Consider the following 15,082-nt stretch of genomic DNA (forward strand, 5'->3'; position numbering starts at 1 on the left):
ATGTCAAGCGTGATCACGGTGATCGCCATGCTGACATGAAGGCTCATTGAATGAAAAGACTTGCCCGAAGGCTAATTTCGATTGAACAAGCCGCGGAGGAACTGCAAGTGTCGACGCGCACGGTCCGTCGGTACGTCGCTAATGGGACCGTCCAGGGTGTGCGTATTGGCCCACGGCTGATCCGCGTTGACCTGGACTCGCTGGACCGGCTGATCGGTGCAATGTGAGCCCATGTGCGTGTCGACACACACTGAAATAAGTTGCGGGACAGAAGGTCCAGGAAACTGGACTGTTGACGCGGTCCGCTCTGCCGCGTACTACGAAGCGATGAACGATACGCCAGCTGAACCTGAAGAGTCCGTCCCGAGTTCCGAGCAGTGGATCCTCGACGGCGGTGACAGGACGACGAACCGGATGGCGCCAATGACGCCTGAAGAACGCTCACTCCGGAGCTCCCTCGCGTCTTACGTGTTGTGGGGCAACACCGTGGACCGCAGCGCCAGAACGGCACCCGCACGCCGCGGTCTAGAGGAGAAGTTCCTGCGCGAGGCTGACGGCGACCCAGTTCGTGCAGAAGCGTTGCGCAAGGCGCACTTTGCGCGGATGTCATACAACTCGGCACGCGCGAGGCGGCGTCGGTCGGGTCGAGATGGGATGACCTCATGACCGGCCCGGAGGAATACGTCCCGAGTCGCGAGCAGTGGAACGCGATGCGGTGGCTGTTTGAAGAACCAGTTACGGAGGAAGAGCAGCGCAATGAATGACAATCGTAAGAACCCAAGGAACATGCATCGGGACGATCCGGCCGGAATCCACTTCTTCTCGTTCTGGGCCGCTCGCGCCAAGGACGGGAAGAATCCTCGGTGGCTGCGCATCACGTCGCTCGCTTATTCGTCGCACCGCAAGAATGGGCACGCCACGTTCTGTCTCAAGGGCGAGTCAACGCTGTGCGAGGCACTGGGGTTGGAGAACACCCGCAACAACACACTGAGTCTCCAGAAGGAGATTCGGAGCTCGATCGCTCGCGGCTTTCTGGCCCCAGGCTCTAACATCCGATGCCTCGTGCTGCCCGACGAGATTTGTGGTGGCGCTGAAGGCCATCTATTCGCCGATTGTCAGCTTCATCGAAAAACCAAATCTGACGTCTGTGTTGCGGCGTGACCAGCGAAAACAATGAGTTTTGAAACCGGATCTGACGTCAACTGACATCAATATCGGTTTCGCCCACCCGGTCTGAACAGCACGTTTGTGAGGGTGCTTTATGACTCTCTCTCAACAGCGGGCCATCCAGTAGCAGTCATAGTTGCAACAGCCTGCCGAGAAGTATTGGGAACGAGCCCGGTAGGGCCCGTAAGCGGGCACTCCATGCAAGGTAGCGAATTTCGTGCTCCCCGCCCCTTCGGGGGCGGGAGCGGTTTAGGCCGTTGTTAGCCTGAGCGGCGTGGCGGTCGGTTGCGAAGATGGTCAGCTCGGAGAACAACATTCCGTGCTGGAAATTCCGACAATTACCTGTCCTCGTTGCTGAAGTACTCAGACCAGTACACATCGTCATCAGTGTCGCGACTCCTGGCCACGATGATCGCTCCGACCAGCAGCGCGACGACCCACATCATGCGATTGACGCTACTCGTGACCGGCGACAACTTCGTCCATCAATGGTGCTGCCGCACCCGTCCTTCGTCTTCTGGCTGACGGCTGTCGATCGGCGCGGGGCGGCGATCCTCGTATGCGCCCTTGATCTGCGGATTTGCGGCCGAAACGAATCGGGGAGAAATCCGCGACGACGGTCGCGAGTGCCAAACAGCCGTCCAGACTTTTCAACCCGCCCGGGGGGCAGTCTCCAAGGGGCTGCCGACCTGACCGACAGAGAAGTACCTGCCTTCCACCATTCGAAATGCTCTGTACCTTCGGCAATTGAAGGATGGAGAGCCTAGGCGCAGGGGAGTGTGCAGATGTCAGTTGGCCGCGACCATGACGGGCGAGACCTGAGGGTGGGCGACCCAGTGAGCCTCCGCTACGGAGGTATTGCGAACAGGGGTCGTGTCGGCGCAAACTCGCGTGGCGAGGTCACCGGGTTCGGGCGGGTTAACGTACAGGTCCATATCAGCGACAGCAGCAGTGACGACCTGATCGGTACAACCGTGGCTGTGCCGGGGGCTCACCTCAAATACGGCCACGTCGGGTTTGTGCGGGCACTTGATAGGTTGGCCGATATCCGCGAGAACGGCCGGACGGATGCCGTTCTTGCGCTGATCACGCTCGCTGCCGAACGGGAGATCATCACGCGAGAGCAGGCGCAGGCGCTGTGGTCGTTGAAGGACGACATCGCGCAGCCGTGCCCATGATGGCGGCAGCGGACTCTTCCGGGAGGTGTGTTCGCTTCGTCGCCGCGTGGGTCGCCATCAAGGCCCGCCACTTTGTCGGGCGGTAGAGTTGCCGGGAATTGAAGACACATATAATAGGGTTGAGCTGCGGAGACGCGAAATGGGTCAGCACGCCGTGACGTGGGCAATCATGAGTTGACATGCGAGATGTGCTAACCACCGTCAGCACAGGACGTCAATGGGAAGCCGCCTGTCCCCGCAGACCGTACGCCGCAGTCAGTTCGGGCCTGCGAGCCAACATCGCCTCAAGATGCGCCTCGGACCATGGCTCGATCCTGGGATCTGATCCACGTTCGTTGTGTGTCTCGATGAACCTGATGGCGTCCGCCGTGAATCGACCACTCGCTGCCACGACAAGACAATGGATATGCGGTGGCTCCCAGGCAGAAAGACGCGAGACCACGTCCATAACAGACACGGGGTCGACCGATTTCGATCGCCAATGCTTTGCCTGCACAATGACGCGTTCACGCCTTGAATAGCCCGACGCATCGGGGAGTGTCCGATAGCAGGTCAAATCACGTCCATGATCAGTCGCGTTCGTTTTCATCAACCAGTCAACGCTGTCGTATCCCTCTAGCCCTCGAAGCAGGTCATAGAGAAGCCGCTCAAATCCTTCGTCGGTGATCAAGTCCCAGCGAAGAGCCGTAGTCACGCCTCCGCTCGGCTCATTGGCTGCGGCAACGCCTAGATCAAGGTCAGGAACCGGCAGGGGGTCTGTCTCTGTGATGACAGCTGAGAGGATCTCTGGCTTCACCGAGGGCCAGTCCAGTTCAAAGATGTCCCACCAGTCGTGGCCTTCGCCAAATGACATATGGCGCCGCAGGTCAGACCAACGTCCTGCGCGCGGAGTCGCATCCCCGAGCAAGCGATCAATCTCGGCAATGCGGTCCCGAATGACCTCAGTTTCGGCTGTCTGTATCTTCGCACTTGCCTCGCGCGGGACGCTGCGCACACAAATAGGAAGAAGTCGGTCGATCTCGGCAACGACAACCTCGGCCCGGGTGCGAACTGCGCGTCTGCGGGCGCGCTTCAGGCGATACCGATACTCCTGAATGTCCTTAGTGGGCTGCTCAATTGCGTCGTACACCGGCCAGGGGGGCTCGCCAAGCTCCATCCAGTCCAGGAACGAAGGGTCTGCTGCACGATCAGGTGACAGTTTCGGTCACGCGGCCTGACTGGCCGGTGTGGTCATGATTGCTTCGAATTCGATCGGGGTCAACCGCCCGAGGCCGGACTGGCGGCGGCGCCGGTGGTAGGTGCGCTCGATCCAGGTGACGATCGCGATACGGAGTTGTTCTCGGGTGTCCCAGCGGCGGCGGTCGAGCACGTTCTTCTGCAGCAGGCTAAAGAAGCTCTCCATGGCGGCGTTGTCGCCGGCGGCTCCGACACGGCCCATAGAGCCGACCATCTCGTGTTGATTCAAGGCGTGTACGAATTTCCTTGACCGGAACTGAGATCCGCGATCCGAGTGCAGAATGCACCCCGCGACATCTCCGCGTCGGGCTACCGCGCTGTGTAGTGCCCGGATGGCCAGTTGTGACTTCATTCGGGAGTCGATGCTGTAGCCGACGATCCGGTTGGAGAACACGTCCTTAATCGCACAGAGGTAGAGCTTGCCCTCACCGGTGCGGTGCTCAGTGATGTCACTGAGCCACAACTGATTGGCCCTTCAGCGGTGAAGTCACGCTCGACAAGATCGTCGTGCACCGGCGGCCCGACTTTGCCGTTCTTGCCGCGTTTCTTACCAAACACGCTCCACAGTCGATTCTGCGAGCAGATCCGCCATGCGGTGCGCTCGGCCATCGGCTCGCCGGCATCGCGCGCCTCCTCCACGAGGTAGCGGTAGCCGAACTCCGGATCGTCTGCGTGCGCGTCGAACAGCGCATTGGCGCGGTAGGCCTCGATGAGTTCGGCCTCGGTGATGGGGTCGGCCAGCCAGCGGTAATACGGTTGGCGGGAGAGCTTGAGTACCCGGCACGTCACCGCGACGGGGATCCCGTCGGCGGCGAGCTCTTTCACGAGCGGGTAGACCCTTTTCCCGGCAGATTGGCCTGCGATAAATACGCTGCGGCCCGACGCAGCACCTCGTTCTCTTGCTCTAGCAGTTTGATCCGCCGTCGGGCTTCGCGCAGCTCACCGGACTCGCTGGCGCTCTTGCCGGGCTTGGTGCCTTCGTCGATGTCGGCCTGACGGAGCCATTTCTGCAGCGTCATCGGGTGCACTCCGAAATCGGTGGCGATCTGCTCGATCGTTACACCGTCATCGCGGTTGCGAGCGACCCGGACGACGTCGTCGCGGAACTCGCGGGGGTAGGGCCTTGCCATGGGGACATCCTTCCAGCCCGCCCATGCTGGGCAAGCCAACTCAGATGTCACCTATTCGTGCAGCAGACCCGAACGACCGATGTCGTCGGGCGTGGGTATCGATTCCGTGATTGTCCATCCGTCGACAGGTGGCAGTCCCCTGATCAGGTCCATCCATGCTCGCGCGAGGTCGTCAAAGCCCAGCGGATTGCCCAAACTGGCCGACCGAGGAATCATGGCCTCCGCCTGGTCCCAAATGGCCTCCGACTTAGCCAGGTTCGCCGCAGCCGCGTCAAAGATCGCCAGCAGTTGCTCTAACTCCATTCGTTGGACCTGCAACGCACCAGACCCGGTTTTCTAGAGGCGGCCACAACCGCAAATGCCCACCCAGACATGTCATCGCGCATAGGCTTTGTTTACCTCCGGCGTAGCGAATTTTCGGCTTTCAAGCATGTCAAGTGTGACCCGGTTATCGTCGTCGTGCGCGAGCCACTTACGTACCGTTGTTCGACGCTCATCGGCGGCGAGACAAGCCAACGCAACGATCCTTCGACTCTGCGGGTGATCGGTGCGTACGGCTACTTGACGAAGCGCCGCCCGAGCCGCTTGTGGGTCCCAGGCGCATAATCGTTGCGCTGCCACCGCTAACAGCGAGATAGAAGTATCTGAGTCAGCGATAAGTGTCGTCACGTAATCGCGCAGTGCTTTGCGCGGACGAGATTCGCTGGGAAACAGGTGTAGATACTGCGCCACCGACCATTGCAGCGACCCCCAGCCGCTCTTGGCATAGTCCAGGAACCAGTCTTGCAGGCTGCTCTGCGTGAACGTCAGCTTAAACAGCGGAGTCAACGCGTCTGCTGCGTGCGGCATCTGGTGCGCGAGCTGCGCGAACTCCTGAATTCGATAGTGGCTGTTGTGTTTTCGCATTCGCAGGGCCGCGAACTTCAGGCTCGTCCTAGGAGCACGGGCGGGGTCATCGAGCAGCCGGTCGACCAGCTCTTCCAATGGCTTCGCGTCCTTGTCGGTTAACAGGGCGTCGTCTACGGCGCTGTGCTCGATTTGCAGAGCAGCTTCATAGAGATCTTCGCCATCCAGAACCTCTGTCTTCGCCGAGTTGATGTTCATCCCGATCGAGCGTGCGACGCTCTGCAGTTCAAGTTGGGCACGGCGTAGGTCTGACGCATCGCCGCCGAAGAGCCAAACATCGTCCATCCACCTTGTCCAACTTCGACGCGGAGACTTTCGTTTGGATCCAAGTAGATCAAGGCTGGGAACGTCGTGCGAATACTGCTCAAGGACGTCATCGAGAGGCTGAAGGTACATGTTCGCCACTACCGCTGAGGCAAGCGACCTTTGTGGGAGTCCCGACCTTCCAGGCATCTTGGACATGCCATCGATGAGAGAGAGGAGTCGTCGACTGACAGCGCCCTGGGCTACTCGTTCATCGATCGCAGAGAGCACCAGATCGACGGGCATGCTCGCGAAGCAGGAGACCAAATCGGTGCGTAGGCCGACTTCGAAGAAGCCGGCCGCGCCGCTGAGGTGGTCGCGGTAGGCGTCCCATTGCAGGCTGTTCTGTGAGTAACCGCCACGCTCCGTCGAACCTGGCGGCAGACGCCAACCATAAACGCTCGGCGAGAGGTCCCCGATCAAATCGACGCTTACCCGGTCCACCAACGCCTGATAGACCAACCGATCCACGATATTCAGCACCACCGCTGGCCGGACTCCCCAGTTCTCTTTCGGAACATCGATGAGAGCTGCGCGGCCTATGCGATTCGACTTCAGATGCTCGACTAGCAACTCCTGGGCCGTCGATGCGATGTAGTCAATCTCTGGCCAACCCCACGGATCGCGGTGCCAGTCGCCAACGAACTCTGAGCGAACGTTGGAGACAGCTTTTTCGAAGTCGAGTGCCTTCGACCAATCGATTCCTGCCACGGGACCGACATTGCCATGGATCAGCTGAGGCGCGTGACTATCTAGGAGTGTGTCGTCGCTGCAGCAGAACTACGGCGGTAAGGGCAGGCTGTTGCAGAACTAAAGAATTGAGACGCGGGTAGCGAGAATGCTTGGGCTCAAGAAACTGCCAGCTCGCGTCGTCTCAGAAGATGTATCAAAACATATGTCGCATATTGACATATTATGAGACTTTTGCGACACTACTCTCATGTCCGTCGCCATCACGCCGATGCCAACCGGAACTGTGCTCGGGTACGCCCGCGTCAGCACTGGGCATCAGTCGCTCGATCAACAAGTCGATGCGTTGACCGCTGCGGGCGTCGATACAACCCGCGTCTACTCGGACAGGCTGTCGGGCAGTTCGACCCGCGAGCAACGTCCCGGCCTGGCCGCTCTGCTGGACTACGCACGCGAGGGCGATGCAATCGTGGTTATTGGTATCGACCGGCTTGGCCGTAATGCTGCGGAGGTAATGGCAACGATCCGCGAGCTTGGTGAGCGTGGAATCGTGCTGCGATCCCTGCGCGAGGGTATCGACACGTCGAACGCCACTGGCCGCATGGTAGCCGGTGTCCTGGCGAGCCTGGCTGAGCTTGAGCTAGAACTGGGCCGGGAACGTCGCTCGGCAGCCCGGGAGGCGAGACGAGCGCGAGGCCAAGCAATCGGTCGCCCAAAGGCATTGGACGCATCGAAAGCGGCTCTGGCGCAGCGTATGCACGCCTCGGGTGAGTCGGCGAGCACTATCGCATCGACCTTGGGCGTCAGCCGTGCCACCGTTTATCGCGTCCTCGGCGCAGAAGCGGGCACACAGTAGCTACAGGCCAGATAGCGAGCGGCCCCACTATGGAATTGCTTCCACGGTGGGACCGCCGAACCCTCTAACCTTCGAAACGTCAGCTGGGTTAGGGGCTCAACGCACGTAGCCGCAGTTGTTCACCCGCTGTCCGCAGTGCCTGCCGCTCTTACAGTCGGGGCACACACAACGACATGTACCGAGCGCTTGCGGCTCCGTGCTCGGTTTGACGCGTGCTGGACTCTCGATGGTTGGTGCGGACATATCTTCTCCTCAACATATGTGTGGACGGCAATAGGATATGGCTTGCCGCTCTCCTGTAGAGCGATTTCGCAACACCCCCTGGGGGGTATCCGCTAAACCAATTTCCAATTCGCCTCGTACGGCAGCGTGCGCTCTCTCTCCGTGGCATTCGTCCGCAGTTCGTCCGCAGTAGCTTCGTCTGCCGCAATCGGTAGCCAACGCGGCCAACCCTCTGACCTGCCGATTCTTAACGCTCCCAACGCTCGCAATGACAACAAACGCCCAGCAAGGAGTTCCGCTTCAACTTCTGGGGTGATGGCTGTGGAGTGTTATCGCTGGGTGCTGTGCAAAGTTGGATCTGGTGCCGGCTCGTGATCACCGAAGTCGTCCCACGGCTTGCAGTAGGGGCACCATGGCCGCAACCGGTGATGGACCCACTCGGCGTAGATCAGGCCGAATACCCACAAATCGCTCGGGATGAATGCTGGTTTGGCGATGTTCGGCAAGAAAGCCACGGCCAGCAGCGGAGAAACGAAAGCCGCCAGCGTGCAGATCATTCCGACTGGTGTTGCGATGAAGTGGTCAAGTCCAGGGACGTGGTGTATGACGTCGTCGTGTGATTCTTCGAGGTAGTTGGGTCAGGCGGGCAGTGCCGCGGGGGTAGCCTCCTGTTCGGTTGGGGTGTCGTTGACGGTGCGTGATTTGCTCAGAACGTCGAGGCCGAGGTAGCGCCGCGACTCGGCCCATTCGTCGTGTTGTTCGGCCAGCACTGCTCCGACGAGACGGATCAGGGCCGCGCGGTCGGGGAAGATGCCCACGACGTCGGTGCGCCGGCGGATCTCCTTGTTGAGTCGTTCCTGGGGATTGTTGCTCCAGATCTGGCGCCAGATCTGCTTGGGGAACGCGGTGAACGCCAGCAGATCCGGCCGCGCCGCTTCGAGGTGATCGGCGACATTGGGCAGCTTGTCGGACAATGCGTCGATGATCCGATCATATTGAGCAGCAACGGATTCAGCGTCAGGTTGGTCGAACACCGAGTGCAGCAGGGTGCGCACCCAGGGCCACGAACTCTTGGGAGTGACGGACATCAGGTTGGTCGTGTAGTGGGTTCTGCAGCGCTGCCACGCCGCTCCGGGCAGGGTGGCCCCGATGGCGGCGACCAGCCCGGCGTGGGCGTCGCTGGTGACCAGTTTGACCCCGGACAGGCCGCGGGCGGTCAACGACCGCCAGAACGTCAACCAGCCCGCCCGTCCTCAGCGGTCGTGACATCGATTCCCAGGATCTCGCGGTAGCCCTCGGCGTTGACCCCGACGGCGATCAGGGCGTGCACGTTGACCACCCGGCCGGCTTCACGCACCTTGAGCACCAGAGCGTCCGCAGCGACGAACGTATACGGGCCGGCATCGAGCGGCCGGGTCCGGAACGCCTCCACGGCGGCGTCGAGTTCCTTGGCCATCACCGACACCTGCGACTTCGACAACGACGTGATGCCCAGGGTCTCGACCAGCTTGTCCATCCGCCGCGTCGAGACACCAAGCAGGTAACACGTCGCCACCACCGTGGTCAGGGCCCGCTCGGCGCGTTTACGGCGCTCCAGCAGCCAGTCCGGGAAGTAGGATCCTTGCCGCAGCTTCGGGATCGCAAGATCCAAAGTCCCTGCACGGGTGTCGAATTGACGGTGTCGGTAGCCGTTGCGGGAATTGGTGCGCTCAGCCGAGCGTTCGCCGTAGCCGGCACCGCATAGGGCGTCGGCTTCGGCGCCCATCAGGGTGTGGATGAACGTGGCCAGCAGCTCGCGCAGCACGTCGGGATGGGCAGTGGTGAGTCGTTCGGCCAGCACAGTGGGCAGATCGATATTGTGGGCAGTGGTCATCGCGTCGATTCCTTTGCTCGAGTGACTTTGGACGGTCTCTCGAAGAATCACGCGATGACCTTCAATCACTCGGCTACGACACGCCGGTACCGCTGATCAGGTCCGACTCGTACACCACCTTGATGGACGCAACCGATGAAGTGTGTGAATCTCAGTGGCAGTCTGCGACGTTCGACGAGGAGTGGCGCATCAGCGGGAACGTCGTCCATGCACCGAACGCAGAGGTGATTCTTGCGGCGGTGGAACAGGCTTGCGTACCAGCACGCCATCAGGGCGACAACGCCCACAAAGTTGATGTCGGTCAGCAGCCCGAACCAAGACGCGATTCTTAGTGCAACTGCGACTGGCAGGACATAGATGACTGCATGCGCTAGTAAGGATGCCACCAGTGATAGGCGCGAGTCGTCTCCGAAGTGCGCTGTTGACGCCATACCGTCAGCCCCCTCCGTTGCGACGCCGGTGATCGCTCCAAGTCCGGTGAAGTTACCGCGTGCGACTGACAATTAGGGCAAGGTGGCCCGACCAAGGTCGGGACCACCTTGCCACCAGCTGCCCGCACCTGCTACGGCCGGGGGAGCCGTACAAGGTGACGGTTGATGATTAAGCGGGTTGCTGGGTGACGGTGTCCTCGGGATGCACCGTGTCGGCAATCTTGGCGGCGACGTCCGCCAGCGACTGATCCTCATCGGTGGTCAATCCGGAACGCGAAGCCAGCATGGGGGAGACATCCCGGAGCTCATCGAAGGTCACGCCGTGGCATACCGGGATGAGGCGGTTGGTAGCGAGCAACGCGCTCAGTTCCTTGTCGGCGACGCCTTGTGCGTTCAGGCTCTTGAACATCGACGGAGTCACCAGCACGATGCCCATCCGGCACTTGCTCAGTCCCCGGTCGATTTCGCGCATCAGCGGGGTGCCCAGGACGACATCCTTCTCGGAGAACCAGACGCTCAGGCGAACGGCCTCCAGCCCATCGTGGAACTCCTTCGCGGCGCCCGCACGATCGTCCCACGCGTGGCATAGGAACACGTCGCGACGATCGGGGTAGATCTGCGCAATCCGCTCGACCGCCTCGCGAACCGGAGCGAGGGTGCGAAGCTCGTTCGCGGTGAACGTCACGGACCGGCCGCGTACCGATCGGGTCGTCCCGCCGCTGGTCGACCCGCTGCCACCACTCGCGTACACCGGAGTGGGCGTGCGGTAGTAAGACGGCGGCGAGTAGGACGAGTAAGACGACCGCCCGTACCGGGACCGGCCTCGGCATGCTGGGCAGTTCGCGGCGCCTGAGGCCGTGCGATGACCTTCTACTGGAGCGGTACAACCTGCCATTTTGGTGACTCCTAACGTCCGCGCACCTACGACTCGTTGTCGTACATCGGTGCGTCTCGGGTTGAGGAGTGCCTGTTTTGGTTTACAGTTGCAGTGTCTAAGTGCTTTACCGCGCCCCGTTACCGGCACTCCAACACCCCGCCGGTGGCGAGGTGCGCTTTGCTTTCCGCCGCAGCGGATCGCATGTCCAGTATGGCCGTATGGGCCGATCTATGCGGACGGCGCGCCGTAGCTGTTTTGTGACTATCTTGTGGGTGTGTAGATGTATCACCCCAAGATCTAGTGGTCTGTTACCGCGAAATGTTGTGGCGCCCCTCAGGAATCTATGAGTGTGCTGTGAGAAACGCGGCGCGAGGCTCGCGTTAGATGACTTCAGTGAGCGCGGGGATGCCCACGTGGTTGGGGCAACGCGGATTGTCGCAGCGGAAGTGTCTGCGGCCGCTTCCCGCGCGCGCTCCGTAAACCTCGGACGCCTGCAGTAGTTCGCCGTCCATATCGCAACGCCTGTCGGTCAGATGCCAGTCACTCACAGTGTCCTCCTCGTTGCTCACTTCGCACGGTAGCCCGTGTGGTCGGGGTTGCGGGGGAGGGTGAACTGATGCGATTGCAGCCACAGCTGCAGCGTGACGGTATTCGCGCCGTCCGCAGTCTTGACGTCGACCTCGATCAGGGCCAGCCATTGGCCGTTGTCCCGGCGCACCCATGCGCGCTGCCGGCCGGGGTGGGGGTAGCGGAATCTCAATCCGTGTTCCCGGGCGACCCGGGGCGGCAGGCCCATCGAGTAGGGACCTGCGTCGACCCACAGCGTGGTGGTTTGGACGAGGACGGCACGGTCCACCGGGCGGTAAACCTCCGCGCGCCAACCTTCGAACATGTGTGCGATTCTATGCCTATAGCGAACAGGGTGAATCGGTCCCTGTAAACGGGGGTGTGGAGCCGTTAGATTTCACAGGCAACCTACAGAAAGAGAATGATGGACCCGTACGAATGGAAGCGCGAAGCGTCGGTCACCTACCCTGATTGGGTCGGCGATGTGGCGCTGGAGAAGACGATGGCCGGCAACACGGCGATCTACGACCTTGCGGGCTTGGATGCCGAAGAGTGGCAGATCATCGGGCTTGACCTAGGGGCTACAAGGAGCGGCGCGTCGCACCCTCACGTCATCGCGGTGCGCAAGTCGACGCTAGGCGGCAAGCACATTGCGGAACTCGACAGCATCGAAGCGGTAGACATTCAGCTGCACAACGTCGACCCGTGGGATCTCCTGCTGGCCATCGCAAACATGCTTGACATCCGCCTCCGTCTACGCGCAGTCGAGAACGCGACCATCGCGATCACCGAGTTGCTGGACTCGCCTCCGCAGGACGATGGCGAAGATTAGCAAAACCGCCCCCGGCAATTAAGCCAGGGGCGGTTTCGTAGTTGCTTGGCTTGGCCCTGATCTGAGGCGGTTTCGGTGTGCCGCGCCGCAGGGCGCGGCATGTGCAGATGTGGGTATCGCCGTCGCGGTCGGCGTGGCTAGGGCGCGCCTGTCGGCGATTCCTTCGACGATGTCCCGACGGGTAGTCGCGGAGACGTTGGACGCATTTGTGGATTGTCTGCTGCGAACTGCCCCGATGGGGGTCGCCCGCGGAGCGCTGTTGCATGATAGTTACATGCGAACTATTCAGAAGCTCTAATTAGTAGCCCTGACCTGCAAAGAATGTGGTGCGCGATACTGGGATTGAACCAGTGACCTCTTCCGTGTCAGGGAAGCGCTCTCCCGCTGAGCTAATCGCGCCGGGTTGAAAACTTGTGGAGGTGGAGACGGGAATCGAACCCGTGTGCACGGCTTTGCAGGCCGTTGCCTCACCACTCGGCCACTCCACCACTGGGGCTGATGCCATTCGCACCTTCGAGCGGATGACGGGATTCGAACCCGCGACCCTCACCTTGGCAAGGTGATGCGCTACCAACTGCGCTACATCCGCGTTTCGCTTCGGTTGAACTTTGTTCGTCCGTTGCGATGCAAGACATTAGTGCACGAATGCGAGCAGACACAAATCGCGTGAAAACCCCTGGTAAACGGGCTGGTTCGCGGAGCTGACCGGGTGATGGCGGGTGTTTCAGGCGTTGCGTCCCGTGACTCCTGAGGCGATGCGGTGGTCGGGTCGGGTGGCCCGGACTCGGGCGGCCGAGTGTCTGCGGGGCGCGATTCCCGTTCGGGTCACGGGACGTGTTAGTGTCTGTCGTCGCACCGATCCGGTCGGTGAGATTCCCCGGTCTCGTAGCTCAGGGGGAGAGCGTCCGCCTCACACGCGGAAGGTCACTGGTTCGATCCCAGTCGGGACCACCACACAAACCCGCAGCTAGCTGCGGGTTTTTCTGTTTCTGGGGTGCGTTCTGAGCCGCTCGATGACCCACGTTGACCCATAAGACTTTTATCGGGTCACCGATGACCCCGCGATGACCCACTCTCGGCTGGCCCCATGATGCGGAATCGTGTGTTCAATGAAAAATGCCGTCGCACAAAGTAATTCATGCGACGACATTTGTTCGGTGTTTCAGTTGTGCTTGGACGACGGCCTTTGGGGCCGCCTCATCCGGGGTTTCCGGATGACCCGGTTCCCGTGGAAAGCATCGAATTGATTTTGACCGCAGCGGCGGCCAGTGCGTCGTTGTTGGAGTGGGTGTAGACGCTGAGGGTAAAGCGCGCATCCGTGTGCCCCAGCCACGCGGCAATCACTGTTTCAGGGACGCCGTTGAGGTGCATCAGGGTGGCGCACGAGTGCCGCGCGTCGTGCAGGCGGACGTGAGGAAGCTTCGCGGCACTCAGCGCATCCGCCCATGCGTGCGTGATGGTGTCGGGGTGCGGGGGTTTGCCGAACGCGTCCACCACGACAAGTCCGGTGTCCTTCCACAGGGTGCCCAGGCGCAGCTTCGCCTCTGCCTGGCGCTTGCGTTCGCGCCGCAGGGCGGCACTGAGGTCGAGCGGCATCGGGAGGTCGCGCACGCTGCTGTCCGTCTTGGGTGCGCCAGTGGCGCTCCCGCCTGCGATCGCCAGCCTCGACAAGCTGATCGACACGATCCCCGTCTCGAAGTTCACATCGCTCCACCGGAGCGCAAGCAGCTCGCCGCGGCGCATGCCATTGAGTGCCAGCCGGAAGCCGATGCCGAACTGATGATCGGCAACCGAGGTCAGAAGAGTGGAAATTTGCATGGCATTTAGCGTCATCAATTTTGCCCTCGTGGTGGGCATGGGCTTGACCAAAGCTGCAACATTTCGGGGCAAGATTCCTTGATCGACAAGATCGGCGAACACGTTCCGTGTGTGGGCGAGCATCGGGTTGATCGACGTCGCGGCCCACGGTGATCGCACCCTTTTGCCCTTGATCTTCTGGGGAGCGTTCCACGTTCCCATCGCGCTCGTTCCGTCGCGCAACGCACGAACGACTGCCTCGATGTCGTCTTTGGTGATCGTCTGCACACGCCGGTCTCCGAGGTGATCCACCAGCGGCCGCAGCGCCGTGACATACGCACTCATGGTCTTTGGTCGTATCCGCTGTCCGAGGAGCCAGCTGTCCACCGCCTGCATCACTGTGAGCTCCGTCGGTGACACGTGTGTGCCGCGAGCCACTTCCGAGATGACAGTCGAGCGCCATTCAACCGCCTCGTCGACCGTTTTGAAGCGCTTCTTGTTCTGGAAGCGTGTGCCGTCAGGTCGATGGGCGTGGACGCGGACCTCGTACCGGCGACCAGCGCTGGTCTCAACCTTCTTTACCCAATCCGGAATTCTTCCCATATCTAGGAGCATGACAGGTAGATTCATTGCGTACGCAACGGACGTGACAAAACATGCAAATTTTCCGCGTGTCGTCGAACTTCACTGGTCTGCATCGGTCACCGCGGCCATGCTGTATTGCATGGATAACGCAGACCAGATTGCCGCCGCGGCAGCCGCGATCGCTGCGCTACTTGCCGCCACGCAGCCTGCCCAGACCGCGCACGTCGCCCCGACACTGCTCACTGTGCCGGAGACGGCGAAGATGCTGCGGTGCGGCCAGACGCTGGTCTACGCGATGTTGAAGGACGGTCGCCTGGCGTCGGTGAAGATTGGACGCCGCAGACTGGTGAAGGCTGCGGATGTGGAGCGGTTCATTGCTCGAGGTGGCGCTGCTGCATAGCTGAAGCCGGCGGCTGGCCTGTCCGGGAGTAG

At 61.2% G+C, this 15,082-nt stretch carries 14 protein-coding genes, 4 tRNA genes and 2 pseudogenes; 9 read left to right on the plus strand and 11 right to left on the minus strand.

Features of this window, described 5'->3' with window-relative positions:
- The first annotated feature begins 50 nt into the window (after positions 1 to 50).
- The 3 genes from G6N59_RS28250 (at position 51) to G6N59_RS28260 (ending at position 2,345) form a co-directional block, all read left to right on the plus strand.
- Positions 51 to 227 carry a helix-turn-helix transcriptional regulator gene (locus G6N59_RS28250; protein ID WP_138230221.1) on the plus strand — a complete coding sequence of 59 codons (177 nt, stop codon included), beginning with the start codon at positions 51 to 53 and terminating at the stop codon, positions 225 to 227.
- 529 nt (positions 228 to 756) lie between these two features.
- Entirely contained in the window at positions 757 to 1,161 is a 405-nt protein-coding gene (locus G6N59_RS28255) for a hypothetical protein (RefSeq protein WP_138230222.1), read from the plus strand.
- 842 nt (positions 1,162 to 2,003) lie between these two features.
- Complete coding sequence (locus tag G6N59_RS28260; RefSeq protein ID WP_138230223.1) at positions 2,004 to 2,345, plus strand: hypothetical protein; 342 nt, start codon at positions 2,004 to 2,006, stop codon at positions 2,343 to 2,345.
- A gap of 214 nt (positions 2,346 to 2,559) precedes the next feature.
- Here G6N59_RS28260 and G6N59_RS28265 read toward each other — a convergent pair whose 3' ends face one another.
- The 4 genes and pseudogenes from G6N59_RS28265 to G6N59_RS28280 all read right to left on the minus strand — a co-directional run bounded on the left by G6N59_RS28265 (position 2,560) and on the right by G6N59_RS28280 (position 6,631).
- Complete coding sequence (locus tag G6N59_RS28265) at positions 2,560 to 3,501, minus strand: restriction endonuclease (RefSeq protein WP_138230224.1); 942 nt, start codon at positions 3,499 to 3,501, stop codon at positions 2,560 to 2,562.
- Between the two features lie 48 nt (positions 3,502 to 3,549).
- Positions 3,550 to 4,711 (minus strand): annotated as a pseudogene (locus G6N59_RS28270) (IS3 family transposase).
- A gap of 51 nt (positions 4,712 to 4,762) precedes the next feature.
- Positions 4,763 to 5,014: a hypothetical protein gene (locus G6N59_RS28275; protein WP_138233554.1), complete on the minus strand. Its 252-nt coding sequence runs from the start codon at positions 5,012 to 5,014 to the stop codon at positions 4,763 to 4,765.
- Between the two features lie 72 nt (positions 5,015 to 5,086).
- Positions 5,087 to 6,631 carry a reverse transcriptase domain-containing protein gene (locus G6N59_RS28280; RefSeq protein WP_163911826.1) on the minus strand — a complete coding sequence of 515 codons (1,545 nt, stop codon included), beginning with the start codon at positions 6,629 to 6,631 and terminating at the stop codon, positions 5,087 to 5,089.
- A 229-nt stretch (positions 6,632 to 6,860) separates the two neighbouring features.
- Here G6N59_RS28280 and G6N59_RS28285 point away from each other — a divergent pair, with 229 nt between their 5' ends.
- Together G6N59_RS28285 and G6N59_RS28290 are read left to right on the plus strand one after the other, a co-directional pair.
- Positions 6,861 to 7,466: a recombinase family protein gene (locus G6N59_RS28285; RefSeq protein ID WP_235678702.1), complete on the plus strand. Its 606-nt coding sequence runs from the start codon at positions 6,861 to 6,863 to the stop codon at positions 7,464 to 7,466.
- 593 nt (positions 7,467 to 8,059) lie between these two features.
- Positions 8,060 to 8,308: a hypothetical protein gene (locus tag G6N59_RS28290; RefSeq protein ID WP_163911829.1), complete on the plus strand. Its 249-nt coding sequence runs from the start codon at positions 8,060 to 8,062 to the stop codon at positions 8,306 to 8,308.
- Between the two features lie 18 nt (positions 8,309 to 8,326).
- Here G6N59_RS28290 and G6N59_RS28295 read toward each other — a convergent pair.
- Positions 8,327 to 9,561: pseudogene (locus G6N59_RS28295) on the minus strand (IS256 family transposase).
- Between the two features lie 122 nt (positions 9,562 to 9,683).
- Here G6N59_RS28295 and G6N59_RS28300 point away from each other — a divergent pair.
- Positions 9,684 to 9,893, plus strand: coding sequence for a hypothetical protein (locus tag G6N59_RS28300; RefSeq protein ID WP_163911832.1), 210 nt, complete (start codon positions 9,684 to 9,686; stop codon positions 9,891 to 9,893).
- Positions 9,894 to 10,161: 268 nt separating this feature from the next.
- Here the strand turns inward: G6N59_RS28300 and G6N59_RS28305 are convergent, their stop codons facing one another.
- Both G6N59_RS28305 and G6N59_RS28310 read right to left on the minus strand, forming a co-directional pair.
- Positions 10,162 to 10,677, minus strand: coding sequence for a toll/interleukin-1 receptor domain-containing protein (locus tag G6N59_RS28305; RefSeq protein WP_234884202.1), 516 nt, complete (start codon positions 10,675 to 10,677; stop codon positions 10,162 to 10,164).
- 757 nt (positions 10,678 to 11,434) lie between these two features.
- Positions 11,435 to 11,761, minus strand: a complete 327-nt coding sequence (locus G6N59_RS28310; protein ID WP_138230303.1) for a hypothetical protein — start codon at positions 11,759 to 11,761, stop codon at positions 11,435 to 11,437.
- Between the two features lie 96 nt (positions 11,762 to 11,857).
- Between G6N59_RS28310 and G6N59_RS28315 the strand changes: the two genes are divergently transcribed.
- A complete protein-coding gene (locus G6N59_RS28315) occupies positions 11,858 to 12,268 on the plus strand; it encodes a hypothetical protein (RefSeq protein ID WP_138230304.1) in 411 nt (136 codons plus the stop codon).
- Positions 12,269 to 12,592: 324 nt separating this feature from the next.
- On the opposite strand, the gene G6N59_RS28320 is transcribed toward G6N59_RS28315, so the two are convergent.
- The 3 genes from G6N59_RS28320 to G6N59_RS28330 all read right to left on the minus strand — a co-directional run bounded on the left by G6N59_RS28320 (position 12,593) and on the right by G6N59_RS28330 (position 12,857).
- A tRNA-Val gene (locus G6N59_RS28320) sits at positions 12,593 to 12,667 on the minus strand.
- 15 nt (positions 12,668 to 12,682) lie between these two features.
- Positions 12,683 to 12,756, minus strand: a tRNA-Cys gene (locus G6N59_RS28325).
- 28 nt (positions 12,757 to 12,784) lie between these two features.
- A tRNA-Gly gene (locus G6N59_RS28330) sits at positions 12,785 to 12,857 on the minus strand.
- A gap of 290 nt (positions 12,858 to 13,147) precedes the next feature.
- Here G6N59_RS28330 and G6N59_RS28335 point away from each other — a divergent pair.
- A tRNA-Val gene (locus G6N59_RS28335) sits at positions 13,148 to 13,222 on the plus strand.
- A gap of 243 nt (positions 13,223 to 13,465) precedes the next feature.
- Here the strand turns inward: G6N59_RS28335 and G6N59_RS28340 are convergent.
- Positions 13,466 to 14,668: a tyrosine-type recombinase/integrase gene (locus tag G6N59_RS28340; RefSeq protein ID WP_234884203.1), complete on the minus strand. Its 1,203-nt coding sequence runs from the start codon at positions 14,666 to 14,668 to the stop codon at positions 13,466 to 13,468.
- A gap of 121 nt (positions 14,669 to 14,789) precedes the next feature.
- Here G6N59_RS28340 and G6N59_RS28345 point away from each other — a divergent pair, with 121 nt between their 5' ends.
- Positions 14,790 to 15,050 carry a helix-turn-helix domain-containing protein gene (locus G6N59_RS28345; RefSeq protein WP_138230306.1) on the plus strand — a complete coding sequence of 87 codons (261 nt, stop codon included), beginning with the start codon at positions 14,790 to 14,792 and terminating at the stop codon, positions 15,048 to 15,050.
- Positions 15,051 to 15,082: the final 32 nt, after the last annotated feature.

Source organism: Mycolicibacterium aubagnense (genome assembly GCF_010730955.1).
Lineage (GTDB): Bacteria > Actinomycetota > Actinomycetes > Mycobacteriales > Mycobacteriaceae > Mycobacterium > Mycobacterium aubagnense.

Excerpts from the sequence above, each read along its gene's own strand:
- G6N59_RS28275 (WP_138233554.1), bottom strand. The coding sequence starts at position 5,014 with ATGGAGTTAGAGCAACTGCTGGCGATCTTTGACGCGGCTGCGGCGAAC.
- G6N59_RS28310 (WP_138230303.1), bottom strand. The coding sequence starts at position 11,761 with ATGTTCGAAGGTTGGCGCGCGGAGGTTTACCGCCCGGTGGACCGTGCC.
- G6N59_RS28250 (WP_138230221.1), top strand. The coding sequence starts at position 51 with ATGAAAAGACTTGCCCGAAGGCTAATTTCGATTGAACAAGCCGCGGAG.
- G6N59_RS28315 (WP_138230304.1), top strand. The coding sequence starts at position 11,858 with ATGATGGACCCGTACGAATGGAAGCGCGAAGCGTCGGTCACCTACCCT.
- G6N59_RS28285 (WP_235678702.1), top strand. The coding sequence starts at position 6,861 with ATGTCCGTCGCCATCACGCCGATGCCAACCGGAACTGTGCTCGGGTAC.
- G6N59_RS28340 (WP_234884203.1), bottom strand. The coding sequence starts at position 14,668 with ATGGGAAGAATTCCGGATTGGGTAAAGAAGGTTGAGACCAGCGCTGGT.
- G6N59_RS28345 (WP_138230306.1), top strand. The coding sequence starts at position 14,790 with ATGGATAACGCAGACCAGATTGCCGCCGCGGCAGCCGCGATCGCTGCG.
- G6N59_RS28255 (WP_138230222.1), top strand. The coding sequence starts at position 757 with ATGAATGACAATCGTAAGAACCCAAGGAACATGCATCGGGACGATCCG.
- G6N59_RS28265 (WP_138230224.1), bottom strand. The coding sequence starts at position 3,501 with ATGGAGCTTGGCGAGCCCCCCTGGCCGGTGTACGACGCAATTGAGCAG.
- G6N59_RS28300 (WP_163911832.1), top strand. The coding sequence starts at position 9,684 with ATGGACGCAACCGATGAAGTGTGTGAATCTCAGTGGCAGTCTGCGACG.